Annotated in this window: 13 protein-coding genes; 3 read left to right on the top strand and 10 right to left on the bottom strand. The window is 67.7% G+C overall.

The window, feature by feature from the left end:
* Nucleotides 1–102: 102 nt before the first annotated feature.
* Nucleotides 103–1320 (bottom strand): tyrosine--tRNA ligase, encoded by a 1218-nt coding sequence (tyrS, locus tag NW198_RS00065; protein WP_258339499.1) that lies wholly within the window; start codon nt 1318–1320, stop codon nt 103–105.
* Nucleotides 1321–1524: 204 nt separating this feature from the next.
* Between tyrS and NW198_RS00060 the strand changes: the two genes are divergently transcribed.
* The gene (locus tag NW198_RS00060; protein ID WP_258339498.1) at nt 1525–3726 is read left to right on the top strand and encodes a transglycosylase domain-containing protein; all 2202 of its coding nucleotides are present in this window, start codon (nt 1525–1527) and stop codon (nt 3724–3726) included.
* A 153-nt stretch (nt 3727–3879) separates the two neighbouring features.
* Nucleotides 3880–4971, top strand: a complete 1092-nt coding sequence (locus NW198_RS00055; protein ID WP_258339497.1) for a hypothetical protein — start codon at nt 3880–3882, stop codon at nt 4969–4971.
* 191 nt (nt 4972–5162) lie between these two features.
* Here the strand turns inward: NW198_RS00055 and NW198_RS00050 are convergent, their stop codons facing one another.
* From NW198_RS00050 to NW198_RS00040, 3 genes are all read right to left on the bottom strand, one after another.
* Complete coding sequence (locus tag NW198_RS00050) at nt 5163–6884, bottom strand: phospho-sugar mutase (RefSeq protein WP_258339496.1); 1722 nt, start codon at nt 6882–6884, stop codon at nt 5163–5165.
* Nucleotides 6885–7043: 159 nt separating this feature from the next.
* On the bottom strand, nt 7044–9278 hold the full coding sequence (locus NW198_RS00045; RefSeq protein ID WP_258339495.1) for a class I SAM-dependent methyltransferase: 2235 nt from the start codon (nt 9276–9278) through the stop codon (nt 7044–7046).
* Nucleotides 9279–9588: 310 nt separating this feature from the next.
* Complete coding sequence (locus tag NW198_RS00040; protein WP_087316969.1) at nt 9589–11100, bottom strand: S10 family peptidase; 1512 nt, start codon at nt 11098–11100, stop codon at nt 9589–9591.
* Nucleotides 11101–11217: 117 nt separating this feature from the next.
* On the opposite strand from NW198_RS00040, the gene NW198_RS00035 reads away from it, so the two are divergent.
* Nucleotides 11218–13455, top strand: coding sequence for a KUP/HAK/KT family potassium transporter (locus tag NW198_RS00035; protein WP_087316972.1), 2238 nt, complete (start codon nt 11218–11220; stop codon nt 13453–13455).
* A gap of 216 nt (nt 13456–13671) precedes the next feature.
* Here NW198_RS00035 and NW198_RS00030 read toward each other — a convergent pair whose 3' ends face one another.
* The 6 genes from NW198_RS00030 to NW198_RS00005 all read right to left on the bottom strand — a co-directional run.
* Nucleotides 13672–15123, bottom strand: a complete 1452-nt coding sequence (locus NW198_RS00030) for a citrate synthase (protein WP_258339493.1) — start codon at nt 15121–15123, stop codon at nt 13672–13674.
* Nucleotides 15124–15174: 51 nt separating this feature from the next.
* A complete protein-coding gene (locus NW198_RS00025; protein ID WP_239386672.1) occupies nt 15175–15480 on the bottom strand; it encodes an ACT domain-containing protein in 306 nt (101 codons plus the stop codon).
* Between the two features lie 123 nt (nt 15481–15603).
* A complete protein-coding gene (locus tag NW198_RS00020; protein ID WP_087314653.1) occupies nt 15604–16101 on the bottom strand; it encodes a CarD family transcriptional regulator in 498 nt (165 codons plus the stop codon).
* A 127-nt stretch (nt 16102–16228) separates the two neighbouring features.
* The gene (locus tag NW198_RS00015) at nt 16229–16924 is read right to left on the bottom strand and encodes a peptidylprolyl isomerase (protein ID WP_239386674.1); all 696 of its coding nucleotides are present in this window, start codon (nt 16922–16924) and stop codon (nt 16229–16231) included.
* A gap of 13 nt (nt 16925–16937) precedes the next feature.
* The gene (gene brnQ, locus NW198_RS00010; protein WP_258339491.1) at nt 16938–18329 is read right to left on the bottom strand and encodes a branched-chain amino acid transport system II carrier protein; all 1392 of its coding nucleotides are present in this window, start codon (nt 18327–18329) and stop codon (nt 16938–16940) included.
* A 14-nt stretch (nt 18330–18343) separates the two neighbouring features.
* A partial coding sequence (locus NW198_RS00005) for a subtype A tannase (protein WP_258339490.1) occupies nt 18344–20148 on the bottom strand: 1805 nt, incomplete at its 5' end.

The raw sequence follows: 20148 nt of genomic DNA, 5'->3' as shown, positions 1-20148 counted from the left end.
TCTGAGGTGCTTCGTGCCCGTTATTTTTGCGCATCCCCTCTACACACTTCGCGGGCGGTGCCAAAGAAGGCGCACCGCCCGCGTCCTAGATGACTCCTGTCGCTACACCAGGCGCGCCCAGCGCTTCTTGCCGGACTGGACCGTGGTCCCCGCCGAGAAGAGCGCGGGGTCGACGTTGTAGCACTTGGGCGCCACGGCCTCGCCGTTGATCTTGACGCCGCCGCCGTCCACGAGGCGGCGCGCCTCGCCGGCGGACTTGGCGATGCCCACCTCCACGAGCAGCTTGCCCAGGTAGACCTTGCCCTCGTCGTTGGGCTCGGCCACGGAGAGCGGGAACTCGGGCATGTCCTCGGGGGCCTCGGCGCGCTTGAACTGCGCGTCGAAGGCGGCGCTCGCCGCGGCACCCGCGCCCGCGCCGTGGTAGAGGTCAACGATGTTGGCGGCGAGCTCGCGCTTGAGCGCGTACGGGTCGGCCGAGCCGTCCGCGAAGGCGGCGTCGATCGCGTCGAGCTTGTCCATGTCGGCTGTGGAGCACAGGCGCCAGTAGAGCGGGACGAGCTCGTCGGTGATGGACATGACCTTGCCGTACATGTCCGCCGGCTCGTCGGTCAGGCCCACGTAGTTGCCGTAGCTCTTGGACATCTTCTTGTGGCCGTCGGTGCCCACCAGAAGCGGCATCGTGAGGGCCACCTGCGGCTCCATGCCCATGGCGCGCATGAGGTCGCGGCCCGCGAGCAGGTTGAAGATCTGGTCGTTGCCGCCCATCTCGAGGTCGGCCTTGATCACGACGGAGTCGTAGGCCTGAAGCACCGGGTAGATGAACTCGTGCAGGGCGATGGACTTGCCCTCGGTGTAGCGGTTGTGGAAGTCCTCGCGCTCGAGGATGCGGGCCACGTTGAACTGGCTCATCAGCTTGAGCATCTCCGCGAGGTTGAGGCCCTTCAGCCAGTCGCCGTTGTGGACGATGGTGGTCTTCTCGGGGTCGAGGACCTTCATGGCCTGCTCGACGTAGGTCTTGGCGTTGGCCTCGACCTGCTCCTCGGTGAGGGGCGGACGGGTGGAGTCACGGCCGGACGGGTCGCCGATCAGGGCGGTGCCGTTGCCGATGATCAGCGTCACGTTGTGGCCGAGGTCCTGGAACTGGCGCATCTTGCGCAGCGGGACGGCGTGGCCGAGGTGCAGGTCCGGCGAGGTGGGGTCCACACCCAGCTTGATGTTGAGGGGCACGCCCTTCTCGAGCTTCTTCTTGAGCTCGTCCAGCGGCACGATCTGCATCGTGCCGGAAGTGATCACCTTGAGTTGCTCGTCAACCGGCAGCACGTCTCTCCTCCGTTCGAATCCAGGCGGCCCGTGCCGCCACGTAACTGTTTAGCATACCGCAACTTGGCAAGTTTCTCCGGGGCGTCCGTCACGCGCCGCGTCCACGGACTCAACACGTTGCGACCGCCGGCGGGGCAGCCCTCCCGCGTCACCTCTATAATGAATCCGTCTGTGGACGGACGCCCCACGAACAGGAGGACCCCGATGGGGATCAGAACCCGCAGGGCACGCACGCACTCGAAGACGCACTTCGTCGGCTTTGGCATCGCGGGCGTGTTCGGTTTCATAGCTCTTCTCTGCGTCACGCTCGCGCTCTCACTGGGAGCGCTCGTGGGGTCGTGGCTACAGGACCTTCCCGACTACACCTCCGCCGACGCCTATCTCGTCGCGGAGCCCACGCGCGTCTATGACGCGGACGGCAACGAGATCGCATCCTACTACCTGCAGAACCGTCGATCGGTCACGCTCGACGAGGTCTCCGACTACGTCAAGAAGGGCGTGGTGGACACCGAGGACAAGCGCTTCTACGACCACAACGGCGTCGACCCGCAGGGCATCATGCGCGCCGTCGTGGGCCAGCTCACGGGCAGCGGCGACGCCGGCGGCGGCTCCACGATCACCCAGCAGCTCGTGCGCAACACCGTCCTCTCCGACGAGCAGTTCGAGCAGTCCCTCAAGCGCAAGGTCCGCGAGGCCTACATCTCGATCCAGATGGAGAAGGAGTACACGAAGGACCAGATCCTCAACATGTACCTCAACACCATCTACTACGGCAACGGCGCCTACGGCATCGAGGCCGCGAGCATCACCTACTTCAACAAGCACGCGAGCGAGCTCACGCTGAACGAGGCCGCGGTCCTGGTGGGACTTCCCAACGCGCCCTCGATGTACGACCCCTTCGTCAACCCAGAGGCCTGCAAGGAGCGCCGCAACCTCGTGCTGCTGCGCATGCTCGAGGCCGGCCACATCTCGCAGGAGGAGTACGACGCCACCTGCACCGAGGAGATCGTCCTCAACCCCGGCGAGCTGAGCGACTCCGTGGGCGACTACCCCTACTTCACCGACTACGTGCGCCAGCTCCTGCTCCAGGACTTCTCGTCCGAGACCATCCTGCAGGGCGGCCTCAAGGTCTACACCACCCTCGACCCCGAGAAGCAGAAGGTCGCCGAGCAGGCCTGCGCCAGCCAGGTCGACAAGCTCGACTCCCAGGGCATCGGCGCCGCGCTCGTCTCCATCGACAACTCCAACGGCTACATCGTCGCCATGGTCGGCGGCCAGAACTACGGCAACGACGCCGAGGCCGGGCAGTCCTCCTACAACCTCGCGCTCGCCCAGCGCCAGGCGGGCTCGAGCTTCAAGACCTTCACCCTGCTCGCGGCCATGCTCGACGGCATGAGCCCCACCGTCATGCTTAACTGCAGCTCGCCGATGAGGATCACCGCCGCCTGGCCTGACCTCAAGAACTACGGCAACAACAACTACGGCTACATCACGCTCGCCCGCGCGACCGAGCTTTCCTCCAACACCGCCTACGGCCAGGTCATCGAGGCCATCGGCATCGAGAAGCTCCAGGAGACCGCCAAGCTTGTGGGCATCGACACCCCCGTCAAGCCGGTCCTCGCCTCCTCGCTCGGCGCCACCGAGGTCACGCCGCTCGAGATGTGCGAGGGCTACTCCACGATCGCCTCCGGCGGCATCCACAGAAACCCCGTCGCCATCACCAAGATCGAGGACCGCAACGGCAACGTCGTCTATGAGCACCAGGACAGCGGCGAGCAGGTCATCGACTCGGCCGTCGCCGAGGACATCACCGAGGTGCTCGAGGGCGTCTTCGACGCCGGCTACACCACGAGCTACGTGAACGCCTACTTCAACGCCAACCAGCCCGCCGCCGGCAAGACCGGCACCGCCGACGATGCCTCCGACCTCTGGTTCTGCGGCTTCACCCCGCAGCTCACGACCGTCGTCTGGATGGGATACCGCCAGGGCAGCGACCCCGTCCTCATCTACGGCCGCTACGCGGAGACCTACGAGACCTCCCAGCCCATCTGGACCGAGTACATGAACACCGTCCTCGAGGGCGTCGAGTGGAAGGACTTCCCCTCCTCGGACCACACCGCCACCTACAAGCCCAACAGCTCGTGGACCTTCGTGGGCACCTCCTCGCAGAACTACACCGACGACTCTGACGTCGACTACGACTACGGCACGACCGACGAGACTGACGACTCGACGGTCGACGAGCCCACGGTGCCCGTCGAGCCCGAGACGCCCGTCGAGCCCACTCCCACGCCCGATCCGGAGCCCACGCCTGATCCCGGACCCACGCCCCCGGACGGCGGAGGCACCGGTGGCGAAACCGGCGGCGGAGGCGAGACCACGCCTCCCGCAGAGCCCACCGCCTAGTCCCAGGCACACCTGCCCCGGGCGCCCACATGGGCCCCGGGGCTTTTTCTTCTCGCCACTCCCCGATTATTCAACCGCACGTCAAACGCTATCCCACGCCCTGCCGTATCATGCGATAAGGAAAATGCTGCGACATGGTTTCATGGAGGGCCAATGGCGTACAACGACAACACCGGGAGGCTGCGCCGGGATTCCGGCAGCTCACGCCCCCGACAGCAGTCCTCGCGGCCGCCCATCACCCCGGGTGGGGGCGCCTATCACGGGCCGCGCGGCACGCGCCAGCGCGGCGGCGGGCTCAAGGGCCCCTCTCGCAAGGGCCCGGGCTATCCCGTGCGTGCGCGCAGCATCAACTTCCAAAACGGTCGCACCCGAATCTTTGGCATCGACCGCCAGCTCTTCATCCTTGGCGCCCTGGCCATCGTTCTTCTCGTCCTGATCATCGTGGGCGTTTCCAGCTGCGTGCGCAGCTGCTCGTCCTCCGAGCCCGCGGGCGAAACCAACCCGGTCGACGCGCGCGTCGCCGCCGGGGTCTCCGAGGAGCTCACGAACGAGTTTGCCACGGAGCTCAACCGCAGCGAGAAGCTCTCTGCCATCGCCGCCTCCGCGGACCGCTACTCCGACCAGGGCCTGCTCGAGCTCGCGCTCACCGTGCCCGAGGCCATCGACTTCGTCGCCGCCTACCCGGATGCCGAGAAGACCGCGCAGCCCTACGAGGACGCCGTCGAGCAGGGCGTCGCCCCGCAGCTCTGGTGCTGGGACGCCCGCTGGGGCGCCGTCGACTACGCCGGCCACCCCCTCGCCGTGAGCGGTTCTGGCCCCACCGTCGTCTCGATGGCCTACATGGGCCTCACCGGCAAGAGCGACAAGTCCCCCGCCGACATCGCCCAGGCGGTCACCGAGGCAGAGCTCGCAAGCGGCGACAGCGCCATGTCCGCCGACTACCTCTCGAGCGCGGCAGAGGGCCTGGGGGTCGCCTACGCCTCCTACGTCTCCAACGGCGACAACCTTTCCCAGATGCTCGACACGGGCACCTACCTGCTGATCGAGGCCAAGGCTGGCACGCTCACCGACACGGCCCACTGGGTCCTGCTCGTCTCCGAGAACGAGGACGGCAGCGTGGTCGTCTACGATCCCACCTCGCCCGAGGTGAGCGCCCACCCGTGGGCTCCGGCGACCCTGGCCGCCTCCTGCGACAACCTCTACGCCTTCAGCTCCTCCGACGCCACGACCGACGACGCCGAGTAGCCCCCACCCCCACAACCCAAGCGGGGACGCCGTCCAACGACGACGTCCCCGCTATTTTTGTGCCCTCACAACAAAATCCTTGGTTGCAAGTAGCCGATCGACAGACGGAGGCCCGCCATCTCCTAAGAGGAAGTTTCGCGAAGCGCACTTCCTCGTGGAGATGGCGGGCCTCCCTTGCGGCTGAGAGCGTCCTACGACAGGATCTCCTTCGACGCGGCCTCGAGCTTGGCGCGAACGGCCTCGGAGTCGGCGCGCGTAGCACCCTTGGAGAAGAGGTACGCCTTAACCTTGGGCTCGGTGCCGGACGGACGGAAGATGACCTTGTTGTCGTCCTCGAGGCGGAACTCGATGACGTTGGCCGGCGGCAGGACCTGCGCCGCCTCCTTCTGCAGGCCGGAGACGCGCGGCATCTCGGGGCCGGTGGCGTAGTCGGTCATGCCCACGACCTTGTAGCCGGCGATCTCGGTCGGCGGGTTGGTGCGCAGCCCGTCCATGATGCCCGCCATCTTGTCGGCGCCGGCGGCACCCGGGAAGCTCGCGTTGACGGTGCCGTTGAGGTAGTAACCGTACTTCTGATAGAGGGTGTCCATGGCCTCGTAGAGGTCCATGCCCTTCTCGGCGTAGTAGGAGGCCATCTCGACGCAGAGCATCGTGGCGACGATGGCGTCCTTGTCGCGGGCGTGCGTGCCCACGAGGTAGCCGTAGGACTCCTCGAAGCCCATGAGGAAGCGGTCCTCCTCGCCCTCGTCCTTGAGCTGGTCGATCTGGTCACCGATGTACTTGAAGCCGGTGAGCACGCGCCTCATCTCAAAGCCCCAATCGCGCGCGAGGGCGTCGGGCATGGAGGACGAGACGATCGTGGACACGGCCACCTTGCGGCTCACGTCCTCGCCGTTGTCCTTGGCCATCGTGGCGAGCCAGTCCATGAGCAGAACGCCCATCTCGTTGCCGGAGAGCAGCACGTAGTCGCCGTCGTGCGGGATGGCGGTTCCCATGCGGTCGGCGTCGGGGTCGGTGGCCACGACGAGCTTGGGCTTGACCTCCTCGGCGAGCTTGAGGGCGAGCTCGAGCGCCTCGCGGAACTCCGGGTTGGGATAGGTGCACGTGGGGAAGTTGCCGTCCGGCTGGGACTGCTCGGGCACCACGGAGACCTTCTCGACGCCGATCTCCTTGAGGATGCGGGTCACGAGCTCCATGCCGGTGCCGTTGAGCGGGGTGTAGACCACGGAGTAGTCGTCGGAGGCCTTGAAGCCCGGGACGGAGACCTTCTTGATGTTGTCGATGAAGCTGTCGAGGACCTCCTCGGGCGTCCACTCGATCAGGCCCTTCTCGATCCCCTCGTCAAAGTCCATGATCTTGACATTGAACGGGTCGGCCTTGGCGATGTTCGCGGAGATCTCTGCCGCGGCCTCGTCGGTGATCTGGCCGCCGTTGTCGTTGTAGACCTTGTAGCCGTTATAGGGCGCCGGGTTGTGGGAGGCCGTGAGGACGATGCCGGCGGAGGTGCCGAGGTGGCGCACCGCAAAGGAGAGCGTGGGGACGGGCTCGATGCGCGGGTACACGTAGACGTGGACGCCGTTGGCCGCGAGCACGCCGGCCGCGACCTTCTGGAAGTCCTCGCCCTTGTTGCGCGAGTCGCGCGCGAGGGCCAGGGTGGGGTTGTCGTAGTGGGCGTTCAGGTAGTCGGCGACGCCCTGGGTGGCCTGGGCGACCACATAGACGTTCATGCGGTTGGTGCCCACGCCGAGGGTGCCGCGCAGGCCCGCGGTGCCAAAGGCGAGGTCGCGATAGAAGGCATCGAAGAGCTTGTCTTCGTTGCCCTCCTGGGTGAGCTCGGCGAGCTCGGCCGCGAGGTCGGGCTCCTTGACGTTGTCCTGCCAGGTCTTGACCGTGGCCTCGATGCGTGCGTCCATTGCGTGTTCCCCCTATTGCTCGGGGCGCGAGCCGCGGCCCGCGCCAAATCCACACGTATAGGGAGATATTACTCGCCCGCGGCGACCGCCCGGCCAACGCATGCGCGGACGGACGCCGCACGGCGGCAGACGGAGGCGGGCGAGAGGGACGCGGAGCCGCTACGCGCGCTCCACCAGATAGGCGTGGTGGATCTTTCGGTTGCGGGAGAAGTCCTCGGGGATGGTCTCGTCGGTGATGTCCGTGAGGCGCACACCCGCCCGCTCGAGCTTCTCGACGTCGGGCCTGAAGGTGCGCAGGTTGCACGAGAAGATCGCGCTACCGCCGCGCACGAGCAGGCGCGACACGCCGATGATCAGCTCGGCGTGGTCGCGCTGCACGTCAAACGACGCCTTGCGCATGCGCGCCGAGTTGGAGAACGTGGGCACGTCGCAAAAGATCAGGTCCCAGCGGTTCTTGGTGTGGCGCTGCTCGGAGACCCATGCGAGCACGTCCGCCTGCACGAACTCGTGCTCCTCGCCCGCAAAGCCGTTGCGCGCCATGTTGCGCCGCGCCCAGTCCAGGCTTGGCCGGGAGAGGTCCACGGTCGTGGTGTGCTTGGCCCCGCCGTCCGCGGCGTAGCAGGTCGCGGTGCCCGTGTAGGCAAAGAGGTTGAGGAAGCGCTTGGAGCCCTTGGTCTGCTTCATCATCTCGCGGATGCGCCCGCGCGTCTCGCGGTGGTCCAGGAAGATCCCGCAGTCGTGACGGGCGTCGAAGTTGACCTCGAAGGTGAGTCCGCCCTCGTCCACCAGATGAGCCCCCGCGGGCAGCTCCACGCGGCCGGGACGGCAAGAAGAGCGGCCGTCACGTCGCCCGCGCTCGGGCGCGCGCGCCTCGTCGGCGTACTGTGACCCGCCACGGGACCGGGTGCGCACGCGCACGCTCACGTCGCCGGAGGCGACGTCCATCACGCGTGGCGCGATCGCCAGGACGTCGAGGAGGCGCCGGTGCGCGAGCTCGAGGTCGACGCCGCGCGGGGGCGCGTACTCGGAGATCTGCAGCCAGCGGCCCGGGGTCTCGGAGCCCTCGTAGAGCTCGATCGCCACCGCGTAGTCCGGCAGGTCGGCGTCGTAGACCCGGTAGCAGGTCACGTCCTCGCGCCGGGCCCACTTGGCGCGCTGCCTGGCCACCTTGGAGAGGCGCCGCGCAAACTGCTCGGAGCCCGCCACGAGCACGGGGATGCGCTCGCCGGCGGCATCGACGCAACTCGGCGGCTCGACGTCGTCGCGTCGCGCGTAGCGGCGGATGGTCGCCGGGTCGCGGCCGACGATGAGCTCGTCGACGGCGGCCGGCTCGGTGCGCAGCGCCGCGTCGAGGGAGGCGTCGCGCGCAAGGGCCACGACGCCCTGGCCGGCAAGCGCCGAGACGGAGGAGAGGGCGGCGGCCTCGCGCGCGAGGGCCGTCTCGCCAATCCAGGAAAGATCGCAGGTCACAAGCGCGCCCGCGGCCGCACGGGCGGCGTCTGCCGCCTCGGGGGCGGAGCACGGCGTCGGCTCGAGGGCAATGCCCGCGGCGCGGAGGGCCTGGCGGCACGCGGAGGCAGCGCCGGGCCGGTCGTCGCAGACGACGAGCGAGCAGGCGTTCTTCTCGCCCGAGGCGGCGCGGGCCTCGGCCTCGTGGAGAAGGGCCTGCCAGACGGGCTCGTCGTGCCCGGCCCAGCCCGCAAAGCCCCAGCGGCTGCGGAGCAGGCCCGGTGCGCGGTCGAGCGCCGCCGACGCCGCCTCCACGAGCACGCTTCCCTGCCCCGGCCAGAGCGCGACGAGCGTCGGCGCGCCGGAGCGGACGGCCTCCCGCCAGCCGCCGGCAGCGAGCAGCGCCGCGGCGTAGTCCGGCCTCAGCGGTGCCACCCCCTTGGCGGCACGCGAGTCGTAGCCGCGCCGGAAGAGCGGCTCGCCGGCAAGGTCGATCGAGATCGTGACGTGATCGCCGGAGAGGCGCGCGTCGATCGTCAGGCCCGGGCGGGCGGGGTCGGTGACCGGTCGGACTCCCGTGGCGGCGAAGATGCGGTCCACGACCGCGTCCTTCACGCGCAGGGCCACGAACTGCGTGTTGCGGAGCTGGGCGTTGGTGCCGTGCGCGTCCACGGCAAAGGTCGCGCCGGGGGCGAGCTGCCCCTCCCAGACAATCGACGAGACGCCCGCGTAGAGCGCGTCGGAGTCATGGGCGTCCACACGCGCGAGCACCGCCAGCACGCGCGACGCCAGGCGCGACCACAGGCACGCGCGATAGGCGTCGGCCAGCTCGCCGCCAAAGGAGACCTGGCCCTTGAGCGGCCTCACCTGCGGCACCCGCAGCGCCCTCAGCTCGTCCGCCAGCAGTCGCTCGAAGCCCTTGGGACACGTCGCCACAAACTCCATCGGGTCACCTCTCGCCCGTTCTTCTCCGTTGCCCAACCATTGTACCGGGCCCGCTCGTCCTTCTCGTCCGCCCACGAATCGTCCATTCCCCGCACCCTATCGGCTGAGGTGCGGATTCTGGACTTTTCAGGAGCCAAATTCGTCCGAAGCCCGCACCTTCTTTACAAACGTGCGGCTTCCGGACGGTCTGAGCCACAAAACCGTCCGGAAGCCGCACGTCATCGAATCGAGAAGGTTCGCCGCGAGTTCTTGCCGCGCTCTAAGCGGCAAGCTCTCTGAGCGCCGAACCTTCTCGCCCCGGCCCTTCCGGCTAGCGCTTCTCGTAGAACTCGTGGACGTCGCGGCCCATGGCCTCGAGCGTGGGCTCGTCGACGTAGGCCATGTGCCCGCAGCCGTAGCGGTACCAGCTCACGCGACCCTTGAGCTCAGGCGAGAGGAACTGGCAGCTCATGTCGTGGGCGACGTTCCACCACGTGGTGGCGGCGTCGTAGCGCCCGCCGATGATCGCGAGCTTGCAGGTGGGGTTACGCCGCAGGGCGACGGCGACGTCAAGCGCCACGTTGGGCGTCGCGACGCGGCCCAGGCCCGGCTCCTCGTGCCCCCAGTCCCAGCCGGCGTTGACCTTGTCGTAGTTGTTGGAGAGGTAGCGCGCCGGCCCCTGATAGCCGAGCTCGTCGGCGCAGAAGCGGCGGAAGGCCCGCACCCACGCGCCCTCGAGCGCGTCGTCGGCGGCATCCTCGCCCGCGACCCACATGTCGTAGCTCTGCATGGGCGAGGGCTCGTCGGCCGAGAAGCGCGTGTCCAGCCGCCCGCAGACGCGGCGCTCGGAGGCGAGCAGGTGCGTCCTGAAGTCGAGCAGGTCGATGCGCAGGTGACGGGCGAGGATGTGCTCGACGGGAAGGCCGATGAAGCTAGCCATGCGCTCGGCCACCTCGCGCTCGCGCTGCTCGCCCAGCCGGTCGCCGAGCAAAAGCGCCGGCGCGAGCTCGTCCTCGGCAAACGCCGTCGCGCGGTCGAACCACTCGTCCTCGTCGACGCCGGCGCCCGCCTTGCCAAAGAACTGCGCCGTGGCGGCATACGTGGGCGTCATGCCCAGGTAGTAGAAGTCGTCGCCGGGATTGAGCAGGCCGGCGATGTTGAAGACCGCGGAGAGCATCACGACGCCCGTGAGCTGCACGCCGCGCTCGCCGAGCAGGCGCATGAGCACGGCGTTGCGCACCGTCCCGTACGACTCCCCGTAGAGGTACAGCGGGCTCGACCAGCGGCCGTTGTCCGTGAGCCACGCGCAGATGGCGCGCGCGAAGGCGTCCGCGTCACCGTCGGTGCAGAAGAGCTTCTTCGGGTCGGCGTCCTCCGCGAGCACCGACCACCCGGTGCCGAGCGCGTCGAGAAAGACCACGTCAGAGTCAACCAGCAGTGTATGCGGGTTGTCCACGACCGGCGCGTCGGCGCGCACGTGGCGGACTCCGTCGGTCGTCACGCGGCGCGGCCCGATGCCGCCGAAGTTGATGGGTACCGAGCTCGAGCCCGGGCCGCCGTTGTAGGCAAAGGTGACCGGGCGCGCCGCGTCCGGCCGCCCCTCGCCGTCCACCGCGACGTACGAGAGCGAGAACATCCTGCCGATGAGCGCCCCGTCGTCCCCGCGCACCTCCAGGTGCGCCGCCCGGGCCTCGTAGTCGATGACGCGCTCGCCGTCGGTCCACGTGAGGCGCGCCGACGCCGGCTCGGGCACGCTCGAGGCGCGCTCGGCGCCCACGACCGCGTAGCCCTTGGTCTGCTCGCTCGCCTGCGGACGCGCGGCGCCCTTCTCCTCGTCTGCCATCTCTCTCCTTTCGGCCAGATACCTTACTCGCAGCACATTCTACCCATGCGACAAAGTGATACGCTAGGCTGTCAGGCCACACGGCCCCTCATTGTTGACAATCGAGTTTGGAGCTTCATGACTGCGAAGGAAACCACGCTGGCGCACGGCGGCCACAGGGCCAAGAGCGCCGGCATCCCGCTCTCCGCGGCAATGATTCTCGTCACGTTGGGCGTCGTCTACGGCGACATCGGCACGAGCCCCATGTACACCCTGAAGGCGATCATCTCCGGCAACGGGGGACTCGCCACCATGTCCGAGGACGTCGTCCTCGGTGCCCTCTCCCTCATCATCTGGACCCTCACCCTCATCACCACGGTCAAGTACGTGCTCGTGGCGATGAAGGCCGACAACCACAACGAGGGCGGCATCTTCGCGCTCTACAGCCTCGTGAAGCGCTGCGGGCGCTGGCTCATCATCCCCGCCATGATCGGCGGCGCGGCGCTGCTCGCCGACGGCATCCTCACGCCGGCGGTCACCGTCACCACGGCCATCGAGGGTCTGAGGACCGTGGACTTCCTCTATCGGCTCATCGGGGACAGCCAGCAGATCGTCATCGCGATCGTGGTGTGCATCATCAGCGTGCTCTTCTTCCTGCAAAAGGCCGGCACCTCGAAGATCGGAAAGGCCTTTGGCCCCATCATGACGCTGTGGTTCCTCTTCCTCGCCGTGGCCGGCCTGCCGCACATCTTCGAGAACTTCGGCGTGCTGCGCGCCCTCAACCCCGTGCGCGGCATCATGTTCCTGTTCAACGGCAACCTCAACGCCGCCGGCGTCATGGTCCTGGGCAACGTGTTCCTCTGCACCACCGGCGCCGAGGCCCTCTACTCCGACATGGGCCACGTCGGCAAGCCCAACATCTATGCCACCTGGCCGTTCGTGAAGGTCTGCCTCATCCTCAACTACCTGGGCCAGGGCGCGTGGATCCTCGCCAACAACGGCTCCGCCGAGCTCGGCTCCATCGCCGACCTCAACCCCTTCTTCCAGATGCTGCCCGAGCAGGTGCGCGTCTTCGCCGTCCTGCTCTCCACCCTCGCCGCGATCATCGCCTCCCAGGCGCTCATCACCGGCTCCTTCTCCATCGTCTCCGAGGCGGTGCGCCTGGACCTCATGCCCCACATGCGCATCAACTACCCGTCCGAGACCAAGGGCCAGATCTACATCCCCATGATCAACAACGTCATGTGGGTCGCCTGCATCTGCGTGGTGCTGTTCTTCCAGACCTCGGCGCACATGGAGGCCGCCTACGGCCTGGCCATCACCGTGACGATGCTCATGACCACGGTCCTGCTCTTCACCTACCTCTCTCGCATCCGTCGCCAGACGGCGCTCGCCATCCCGTTCGCCATCTTCTTTGGCGCCATCGAGTTCATGTTCTTCTTCTCGAGCCTCACGAAGTTCTTCCACGGCGGCTACGTCACCGTGGTCATCGCGTCCGCGATCTTCCTGGTCATGTACGTGTGGCGCCGCGGCACCGCCGTCGAGCGCACGCAGACGATGTACCTGCCCGTGGTGAAGTACCTCGACCAGATCTTCGACCTCAGCCACGACGAGGACTACCCGCTGCTCGCCGACAACCTGGTCTTCCTGACCAACGACTCGTCGTTTGACCGGCTCGACCGAGACATCCTCTACTCGATCCTCGACAAGCAGCCCAAGCGCGCCAAGGCGTACTACTTCCTCAACGTCCAGGTGACCGAGGAGCCCTTCACCCACGAGTACCTCGTCGAGGACTTTGGCACGGACTTCCTCTTCAAGGTTCAGCTGCGCCTGGGCTTCAAGGTCAACCAGCGCGTCAACACCTACCTCTACCAGATCGTCTCCAGCCTGGTCGAGCGCGGCCAGCTCGCCCCGCAGGAGCACAAGTACTCGATCTACCTCGAGCCGAGCCAGGTCGGCGACTTCAAGTTCTGCCTCATCCGCAAGACGCTCTCCCCCGAGACCGAGATCTCCGGCATCAACCGCCGCTGCATGGAGCTCAAGTACTTCATCCGCAGCCTCTGCGGCTCGCCCGCCCGCTGGTACGGCCTCGAGAACTCGAGCCTGATCTACGAGTACGTGCCGCTCTTCTCGCGCACCAAGCGTCAGCATAAGCTCTCGCGCGTCGAGCTGCCCGAGAGCGAGCGCGTCGTCCCCAAGCCCTCCCCCGCCGAGGAGGAGGCGCGCGAGGAGGAAGAGGAGGACATCTTCTCCGTCCGCATGCGCGAGGACCGCGAGCGCTCCGTCGAGGAGGCGAGCACCGTCGTGGGCGGCGACACCGCGAGCTTCCGTCCCCTGCTCGACGACGGGGAGGAAGAGGACGAGCCCGCGGAGTAACGCAGCCCGCGCGTCCTTCTCGCCAGAGCACAGGACCCCGACGGCAACGCGCCGCCGGGGTCTTTTCTTGCCAGAAGCCGTCTTGCGAGCTCTTCTCGTCAGCCACGCCGTTCTCCGCGAAGAAATCGCAGTCTGTAGCCGTTGTTAACGTACCCAACCGCGATTTCTTCGCGGAGAACGTTGGAGATGGCGGGCGAGAAGAACGAGGCCTTGACCCTAGCGCTCGTCGAGCGGCACGTAGCCCTCCGAGTTGGGCATGACGGAGTTGTAGGCGGGACGGATGATGCGCCCCGCGCCGTAGAGCTCCTCCATGCGGTGGGCCGTCCAGCCCGCAAGGCGCGCCATCGCGAAGATCGGGGTGTAGAGGTCCTGGGGGATGCCGAGCATCGAGTACACGAAGCCGGTGTACATGTCGATGTTGGTGCTGATGGACTTGGTGATGCCACGGACGTCGCGCATGACCTGCGGGCCCAGGCGCTCGATGCTCGCGATGAGGTCGAGCTTCTCGACCTGACCCTTCTGCTCGGCGAGCTTGCGCGCATAGGAGCGGATGATCTCGGCGCGCGGGTCGGTCTTGGTGTAGACGGCATGGCCCAGGCCGTAGAGCAGGCCGGCCTTGTCGAAGGCCTCCTTGCGCAGAATCTTGCCCAGGTAGTCCGCCACCTCGTCGTCATTTGACCAGTCGCGCACGTGGGCGGCGACGTCCTCGATCATGTCGTTGGCCTTGTAGTTGGCGCCGCCGTGCTTGGGACCCTTGAGCGATCCGATGGCCGCCGCGTAGGCTGAGTAGGCGTCGGTCCCGGAGGACGACAGGACGCGCGTGGTGAACGTGGAGTTGTTGCCGCCGCCGTGCTCGGCGTGGAGGACGAGCATGACGTCGAGTAGCATCGCCTCCTCGTGCGAGAAGCCCTCGTCGCTGCGCAGGACGTCGAGCACGGTCTCGGCCATCGAGTAGCCCTCGCGGACGGGCGGGACCATGAGCTTGGTGTCGTTCTGCTCGGCGACGTGCGCAGCGTGCGCCACGGCCGCCGTGCGAGGCCAGCGGCCGAGCAGCGAGAGCGCGACGTCGATCTCGTGCGTAGGCGAGGTGTCGTCCGGCGTGGGGTCGAAGGCGTAAAGCAGCAGCGTCGCGCGCTGCAGCACGTTCATGATGGAGTGGCTGTACGTGGCGCGCGGGAAGATGCCCAGATAGCCCTCGGGGAGCTGCTTGCGCGCGTCGATGCGGGCGCGGAAGTCGTCGAGCTCGTCGCGCGTAGGAAGGCGCCCGGAGATGAGCAGGTAGGCGACCTCCTCGTAGCCAAAGCGGTCATCGGCCTGCGCGGCGTTGATGAGCTGGTCCACGCCGTAGCCACGATAGATCAGCTGGCCGTCGTCGGGCTCGATGCCGTGCTCGGTCCGGTTGTAGCCGTGGACGTTGGAGATCGTCGTGAGGCCCACGAGCACGCCTGAGCCGTCCGCGTTGCGCAGGCCGCGCTTGACGTCGTACTTCTCGTACAGCTCGGCGGGGACCACGTCCACGTCCTCGTAGCCGTGATAGAGCCCGTCGGAGACGGGGGGCAGCCCGAGGGCGACCGAGGGCATGGGATAGGCGTCGGCGACATGGTCGAAGGCCGGCGTGTCGCGCGGCGTCAGGATGGGCCAGCCGGCCCCCTTGGGAATGCGGATCATGGGCTACCTCCTCATCTGTTGCCGGGCCGAGGAGACGGCCCGACGCGCCCCCTAGAGACGGTACATGTACCTGAAGACCTCCTCGCGCTGCATCATGATCTGCACGCCGAGGGTTGCGGAGAGCTCGTCCAGGCAGGCCTTGAGGTCGGAGAAGTCCGCAGGGCCCAGGTCGACGAGCATCGTCATCGTGAAGGTGCCCTGCAGGATGGTCTGAGAGATGTCGAGGATGTTGGCATTGCGCTCGCTGAGCGCGCCGGCGACCGCGGCAACGATTCCGGGGCGGTCCCCACCCAGAACGGTGATGATCGCGCGGCTCTCGGTTGCGGCGTTAGTCGTCGCCATGTCGTTTTCCGCCATGGTGCCTCCTTGGGTACGGCTCATTCAGATGGTGCCCATTCTACCGGCAGAGCCGACCGCCGTCACAACTTGCCCACGCAACCGTGCGAGAGACGTAACCTCCGAGGGGCTGCCAAAGCGGCGCTAGTTCTGACTCTCCTCGCCCATGCGCTGCTCAAAGAGGACGGCGACGTCCTCCGGCGTGATGCCGAGCGCGACCGCCAGCTCCGCACACGAACGCTCGCGCGCCTCCTTGAGAATGCGCTCGTAGGCCACGGGCGGCTTCTTGTTGCGCGCCGAGAGGTCCTCTATGCGGATGCGGAAGGTCTTGGCGATGCGCACGGAGTCGAGGCACGAGCCCTGCCGCATCTCGCTGCGGTAGTGCTCCTCCTCGAGCGAGTTGTTGCGCGCGGTGAAGCTCTCGACCTCGAGGGCGGGATAGACGTCGATGATGTGCTGCGCCTCGTCGCGCGTGAGGACCGGCCTCAGGCGTGCCTCGTTGGCGATGGGAAAGCTGATGTGCACCGGATGACGCTTGCCAACGGGCAGCAGCCGATAGACCGCCTGGGGTCCCTCCGTCACTTCCTCCACGCGACAGACGCCCTGACCGGGATGGACGAGGTACTCCCCTATGCCATACATTGGCAGCTCCTTTCACTGCTGCTCAGTATAGCACGGAGACAGGTGAATCCATGTCGTTTACGGAAACGGTATTGAAACCTTAAGCACACTCAAGTAGGTTAGTGTGTTTATGTCTTGCAAGCGGTTTCTAGTCAACGAGCGTGATGCTCGAGATGACGGGCTGGGTCTGCTCCGTGACCAGGCCGCTTGCCTCGTCGGCGATGGACACGCCCTCGCAGATGGCGTCGACGACCTCGATGCCCGAGGTCACGGTCCCAAACGCCGCGTACTGGCCGTCCAGGTAGTCCGCCTCCTCCTGCATGATGAAGAACTGGGAGCTCGCGGAGTCGTAGTCGCTCGCGCGCGCCATGGAGATCGTCCCGCGCACGTGCGGGATGTTGTTCTCCACGCCGTTGTCCTCGAACTCGCCCTTGATCGTGGCGTCCGAGCCGCCGGTCCCGTTGCCCTCGGGGTCCCCGCCCTGGATCATGAAGCCCGGCACCACGCGATGAAACGTCAGGCCGTCGTAGAAGCCCTCCTCCACGAGGTGACAGAAGTTGGAGACCGTGATGGGCGCCACGTTGGCGTTGAGCGCCACCTCGATCGTGCCGTAGCCCTCGACCTCGATCTTGGCGTGGTGCACGCCCGTGGCGTAAGGGTCGTCCGCGTCGACGGAGGAGATGTCGGCGCCCGAGGTCTGCTCGGCGGGGGCCGTGGCGTCGTCTCCCTGCGTCTGCGAGGCGGTCTCGCCCGTGCAGCCCGCCGCGAGGACGACGAGGCACGCCGCGAGCGCGAGCGCAAAGATGCCGAGAAGGGCGCGGGGCTTTCTGTTTCTGACGGTCACGACGGTTCCTTTCTCACGAGGTCCTGCCGCCCGGAGCCTGAGCCGGGCGGAGACGCCGCGCGACGAGGGTCGCGGCGCAGCAGAGGGCGGCGGCGAGCGCCGCGGGAAGCACCCATCCGAGGCCGAGGTCTGCCAGCGGGAGCGCGTCGAGGGGCAGGGAGAGGTCGGGCGCGAGCACGTCACGCGCCGACTCGACCGAGCTCACGACCACGGTCACCCCGACCGTCCATGGCCAGACGCTCGGGAGGGCGTCGTAGGGTCTTCTCAGCATGCCCATGACCACGAGCACGATCGCGGGCGGGTAGAGCGCCCCAAGCAGCGCCGCCGAGAAGCTCAGGATCGCGTCGAGCCCGAGGTTGGAGACGGCGCAGGAGAAAACCGCGAAGACGAGCGCGCAGGCACGGTACGAGACGCGGGGCAGCTCGCCCGAGAAGTACGTCCCGCAGCAGCTGATGAGGCCGACGCACACGTTCAGGCACGCGAGCAGGAAGATGGCGGCGACGAGCACCGTCCCGAGCAGGCCAAAGTGCAGCGTCGCCGACTCCGTGATGACCTCGGCCCCGTTGGTGGCACCCGCAAGCGGGGCGCTCAGCTCAAGTCCCACGAGACAGAGCCCGCCGTAGACGAGCATCATGAGCGCGCCAGCGATCACGCCGGCGCGGCAGACCTCCCGCATCACGCCGCGCCCGTCCGCGACGCCGAGCCCACGGACGTTCTCGGCGATGACGAGGCCGAAGGTGAGCGAGGCAAGCAGGTCCATGGTCTGGTAGCCTGTGAGGAAGCCCTGGACGGGGGCGTTGCCGTCATAGGGGGCCACCGGCGCGGCGGGCGCCTCTGCGCCTCCCGAGAGCAGCGAGAAGAGCGCGGCACCGACCACCGCGACGATGAGTGCTATGAGCGCGGGCCCGGTGACGCGCCCGAGAAACCTCGTGAGCCGCCCCGGGCGCAGCGCGAGCAGAAACGCCAGCGCGAAGAAGGCGAGCGAGAACGCGAGGCGCGCCGCGTCGACCGAGCTGTCCGCGGGCAGAAGCGGGGCGAGCATCTCAAAGGCGGTCGAGGCCGTGCGCGGGATGGCGAGGCACAGACCGATGGCCAGATAGACGAGGGCGACGAAGACGCGGGCAAAGAGCGGGTGCACGCGCGCGGGGAGCTCGCGCAGGGTGCCCGCGAGCGCGACGGCGATGATCCCCAGGACCGGCAGCCCCACGCCCGCGGCAAAGAACCCCAGCAGGGCAGGAAGGCTCTCGGTGCCCGCCTGGACGCCGAGCAGGGGCGGGAGGATGAGGTTGCCCGCGCCAAAGAACATCGAGAAGAGCGTGATCCCCACGGCGAGGGTCTGTCGCATGGGGAGGCTGCCCGAGGGTTCCTCTCCCCTGTCGCGGCACTCGATCGAGACGGCTGCCATCGTCAGACGTGACCTTACGCCGAGCAGCAGGACGTGACCCAGGCGACGAGGTTGGCCGTCGCCGAGCCGGAGCGCTCCGCCAGGACGTGCCCCTGACCCCAGACCGGGGTGTGGGCGACGTCGGTCACGCCGTCGTACTTCCTCAGCGCGAAGACGATGTTGGGCGCGGTGCCGAGGGGGACGTCGGTGTCAAAGAGTCCCTCGTTGATGCGCCAGTGCGGCGCAACGGTCGCCTGCCCGTAGCCCTCGTAGTGGCCGCTCAGCCAGAAGAGCGGGTTCATCATGGCCACGCGCGTCACCATGTCGGTCTCGAGGGAGTCGACCTTCTCGAGGTCCTCCTCCCAGTCCGCCTCAAGCTCGGCCGGCCAGTCCTCGCAGGACGCATAGGAGTCGAGGTTGGCCTGGATCAGGCCCTCGGCGAGGGCGTCGAAGTGCAGCGTCGACTCCTCGCCGATGCCAAAGAGCTGGTTGGTCTGGGAGCTGCGGTCCGGATGGTCGAAGGGGGACGCGTCGAGCGCGGCGGGGCGCAGGTTCAAGACAAAGTCGCGCAGGCTCGAGACCGAGACGCTCCCGGAGCGGTGGTTGTAGTTGATCCACCAGTTCTGCGCGTTGAGCGCGGCGAAGTAGCTCTGCGCGGTGTCGTAGATGGTCGACTGGACCTGGGCGACGCCCGTGAGCGTGACCTGCGCGGGATCCTGAGCGGGCGTCTCGGCGGGCGCCTCTGCCGTCTCGGCGTCCCCCGCGGCGGCCTCGCCCACCGTCTCCTGACCCGTCCCGTCGGCGACCGCCTCGGCGGGAGCGGCGCTCATGGCGGCATCCGCCTCGCGCGTCGCGGCGAGGTTGGGGTCGCCGGGGAAGGTGGGGTCCTCGAGGCGCTGCGGGGTGTAGGCATAAGGGAACGAGGTGTTCTGCACGAAGTGCGTGGCGGCCTCGTCGATGACGTCGAGCAGGGCACTCGCGTAGGAGCCCATCGAGTAGACGCCCGCCTCGGTCTCGTCGAGCGTGAGCTGGGCGTCATCCGCGTCGCGGAGATCCATCTCGTTGACCCAGGTCCCGTAGGCCCCGGCGAGATCCTGCGAGAACAGGCGCGTCCAGGTGCCCTCGGCGCGCGTGGCTTCGCTCGCGTACTGGCCCTGGCCCCACTCGTAGGCGGCGTCCGCCACGTCAAAGGACGTGACGGGGCACCACGAGGCGCTGCCGGCGATGGCGTCCGAGACCGCCTGCCCCTCGGCGTCGTGCGTGATCGCGCCGATCGAGTCCAGGTAGGGCTCGAAGAGAGCGGCGTCGCCGGAGGAGCCGAGCACCGCGCTCAGCCCGCCGCCGGCGCCGAAGCCAAAGACAAATACCCGGCTCGCGTCGCAAGGAAGGGCGGCGGCGTTGTAGCGCAGGTACCTGATCGCCGCCTTGAGGTCCACGACCGGCCAGGGAGAGCCGCCCGGGAAGAGCTCGTCGGAGCCGGAGGCCGTGTCATAGCCCGCGGACCTGCCGCGGAAGCCGGCGTAGACGTAGATGCAGCCGGCGTCCAGATAGGGCGCGAGGCCGTCGAAGGCGTAGGTGGTGGGGCTTGCCTGCGCGGCGAGCGTCCCGGTGTTGATGGGCATGAGGACAGGCGCGGTAGCGGCGGTGAAGGCGCCCACCACGGCCTTCTCGTTCACGGTGCAGGTATACGTTGACCCGTTCTTCTCGGCCGTGAAATAGGCCCCGGGGACAAAGACCGCGAGGGACTCGTAGGTCTCGGTCGCAGGAGACAGGCAGTAGCGCAGGCCGAGCTGGTAGTAGACGTCGTTCTCCTCGTCGTAGCGCCAGGCGCCGGCGTCGA

The organism is Thermophilibacter sp. ET337 (genome assembly GCF_024733715.1).
In the GTDB taxonomy this organism is placed as follows: Bacteria; Actinomycetota; Coriobacteriia; order Coriobacteriales; family Atopobiaceae; genus Thermophilibacter.
The sequence above is the reverse complement of the archived record's forward strand: the minus strand, read 5'-3'. Positions and strand labels throughout refer to the sequence as shown.